Raw genomic sequence first — 3422 nt, 5'->3', positions numbered from 1 at the left:
GTGATTGACCGGCACGACATTCTGCGTACGGCTGTGCTGTGGGAGAACCTGCCGCAGCCGTTGCAGGTTGTCCTGCGGCAGGTGACCCTTCCGGTGCACGAGGTGGCCCTGCCTTCGGACACCGCTGGTGACGATGCGGTGTCCGCGCTGCTGACCGGCTGTCCGGTGGCGATCGACATCAGGCGTGCGCCGATGGTCGACATCACCCTGGCGCAGGACCCCGGGCGGGACCGTTGGCTGGTGGCGTTGCGCAGCCACCATCTGATCCGTGACCACCAGGCGTTGGAGATCCTGCTGGAGGAGGTGCGTGCGCATCTGGAGCAGGAAGAGGCCCGGCTGCCGGAGCCTGCGCCGTACCGTGACTTCGTCGCTCACGCGCGTCTTGCCGTGTCCGCGGAGCAGCACCAGGCTTATTTCGCGCGCGAGCTGGGCGAGGTCGAGGAGCCGACCGCACCCTACGGGGTGCTCGACACCCACGGCGACGGCAGCGGTACCGGCGAGGCCGTGGTGGAGTTGGCGGCGGAGGCCGCCGAGCGCCTCCGGGTGCAGGCGCGGCGTCACGGGGTGAGTGCGGCGGCGTTCTTCCACCTGGCGTGGGCGCGGGTCGCCGCCGCGACCACCGGCCAGACCCACCCGGTCTTCGGCACCGTCCTCCTCGGACGCATGGACGCGGGAGGCACCGCCCACCGCACTCCGGGTCTCTACATCAACACCCTTCCCATCCGCATCGACGCCACCCAAAGCGTCCTCGGCGGACTCAGCGCCACCCAGCGCCAGCTGGGTGAACTCCTCACCCACGAGCACGCACCGCTCACCCTCGCGCAGCAGGCCACCAGCCTCCCCGCGCAGAGCCCCCTGTTCACCTCACTCCTCAACTACCGCCACAGCCCCGGCGTCGCCTCCGAGGAGAGCGCCCTCACAGGCGTGGAGTTCCTGCACTCGCACGAGCGCACCAACTACCCGGTCACGGTGTCCGTCGACGACACCGGCACCGGGTTCCGGCTCTCCGTACAGTCGGGCCACCCGATCGACCCGGACACCGTCTGTACGCTGCTGCACACCACCGTCGAGAACCTCATCGGCGCCGCCGAGCAGGACCTTCCCACTCCGCTCGACCGGATACCCGTCCTCGACGACCGGCAGCACGAACAGCTGCTGGCCACCTGGAACGCCACGGCTTCCGACGTATCGGACCAGACGCTGCCGGACCTGTTCGAGGCGCAGGCCTCCCGAACCCCGGACGCGATCGCGCTGGTCCACGCGGACCACCGCCTGACCTACGCGGAGCTGAACGCACGGGCGAACCGGCTGGCGCAGCTCCTCGCGGCCGACGGGGTCGGCCCCGAGCACCTGGTCGCCGTGTGCCTGCCGCGCTCCACCGAACTGGTCGTCTCACTGCTGGCCGTCACCAAGACGGGCGCCGCCTACCTCCCGCTCGACCCGGACTACCCGGCCGACCGCCTGACGACGACCCTCGCCGACGGACACCCCACGGCCCTGATCACCACCAGCTCGACCACCGACACGAACCTGGGGACGGACACCGGCGTCCGGCGGATCGAGCTGGACGACCCCGCCGTCAGCGAACTCCTCGCGCGGCAAACCGTGTCGGACTACACACGCAAGGGCCACCGACCGGCACATCCTGCCTACGCCCTCTTCACCTCGGGCTCCACCGGCCGCCCCAAGGGCGTCGTCGTTCCGCACTCCGCGCTGAACAACTTCCTGCACGCCATGAACCACCGGTTGCAGCTCACCCGGAACGACCGTCTGCTCGCCGTCACCACCATCGGCTTCGACATCGCCGGACTCGAACTGCACCTGCCGCTCCTGTCCGGAGCCACGGTCGTGCTCGCCGACCGGGACGAAGTACGCGACCCGCAAGCCCTCCGCTCCCTCGCCGCACGCGAATCCGTCACCGTCATGCAGGCCACACCCAGCCTGTGGCAGGCCCTGGCGGGCGACGACGTACTGAAGTCCGTACGCGTTCTCGTCGGCGGTGAAGCACTCCCCGCCGAACTCGCCCGTACGCTGGCCGCCAACAGCGCCTCCGTCACCAACCTCTACGGCCCGACCGAGACGACCATCTGGTCCACGGCCTCGACCGTCACGACGGACACCCCTGTCTCCATCGGCCGCCCCATCCTCAACACCCAGGTGTACGTCCTGGACGCAGCCCTGCACCCGGTGCCGGTGGGCGTACCGGGCGAGCTGTACATCGCCGGCAGCGGACTGGCGCGCGGCTATCTGAATCGCCCGGGGCTGACGGCGGAACGCTTCGTCGCCTGCCCCTTCGGGACCCCGGACGGCGGGCGCATGTACCGCACCGGCGACCTGGTGCGCTGGCACACGGACGGCACACTGGAATACCTGAGCCGCACCGACGACCAGGTGAAGGTACGCGGCTTCCGCATCGAACTGGGCGAGATCGAGACGGCCCTGCTCGGCCAGGCCGGCGTCGCGCAGGCTGCGGCGCTCGTCCGCGAGGACGTCCCCGGAGACAAGCGTATCGCCGCCTACGTCGTACCCGCCGCGGGCGCGGTCCCGGACACAGCCTTGCTGCGCACGGGCGTCGGGGCGGTGCTGCCGGAGTACATGGTGCCCTCGGCCATCGTGCTCCTGGACGCGCTGCCGCTGACCGCGAACGGCAAGCTGGACCGGCGTGCCCTGCCTGCCCCGGACCGCACCGCCGAACTGGAAGCGTCCTACCGTGCTCCGCGCACACCGGACGAGCAGCTGTTGTGCGAGGCGTTCGCCGAGGTCCTGGGCCTGGACCGGGTCGGGATCGACGACAACTTCTTCGAACTCGGCGGCCACTCCCTGTTGGCCGTACGGCTAGCGGAGCGCCTGCGGGTGCGCGGTGTTCCGGTGTCGGTACGTGCGCTGTTCCAGGCGCCGACTCCGGCCGGGCTCGCCTCGGCCGCCGGTGACACGGGTGCGTCGTTCGTGGTGCCGGCGAACGGTATTCCGGCGGGCGCGTCGGTGCTGACGCCGGAGATGGTGACGCTCGCTGAGGTCACCGAGGACGATCTTGAGCGGATCGTCGAGGCGGTTCCGGGTGGCGCGGCGAACATCGCGGACATCTACCCGCTCGCACCCTTGCAGGAGGGCATCTTCTTCCACCACCTGCTCGGCGCCGACGAGGGTCGTGACGTGTATGTCCTGCCGACGGTGCTGGGTTTCGACTCTCGGCAGCGGGTGGACGCGTTCGCCGGTGCGCTTCAGCAGGTGATCGGGCGGCACGACATTTTGCGTACTGCGGTGTTGTGGGAGGGCCTGTCGACGCCTTTGCAGGTCGTCGTGCGGGAGGCGGCTCTTCCGGTGCGCGAGGTGACCTTGGCCTCGGGTGCTTCGGGCGCTTCGGGTGCTTCGGGCGGTGATGCGTTGGCCTTGTTGCTGGAGGCGTGTCCGGCGTCGATGGA

General features: G+C 70.2%; 1 protein-coding gene. It reads left to right on the top strand.

The window, feature by feature from the left end; genetic code table 11:
- Positions 1-3422: non-ribosomal peptide synthetase (locus G3I41_RS25795; protein WP_164402765.1), on the top strand; the 3422-nt coding region annotated here is incomplete at both ends.

The organism is Streptomyces sp. SID9727, from assembly GCF_010550605.1.
Lineage (GTDB): Bacteria > Actinomycetota > Actinomycetes > Streptomycetales > Streptomycetaceae > Streptomyces.
This window is presented reverse-complemented; position numbering and strand designations above follow the sequence as displayed.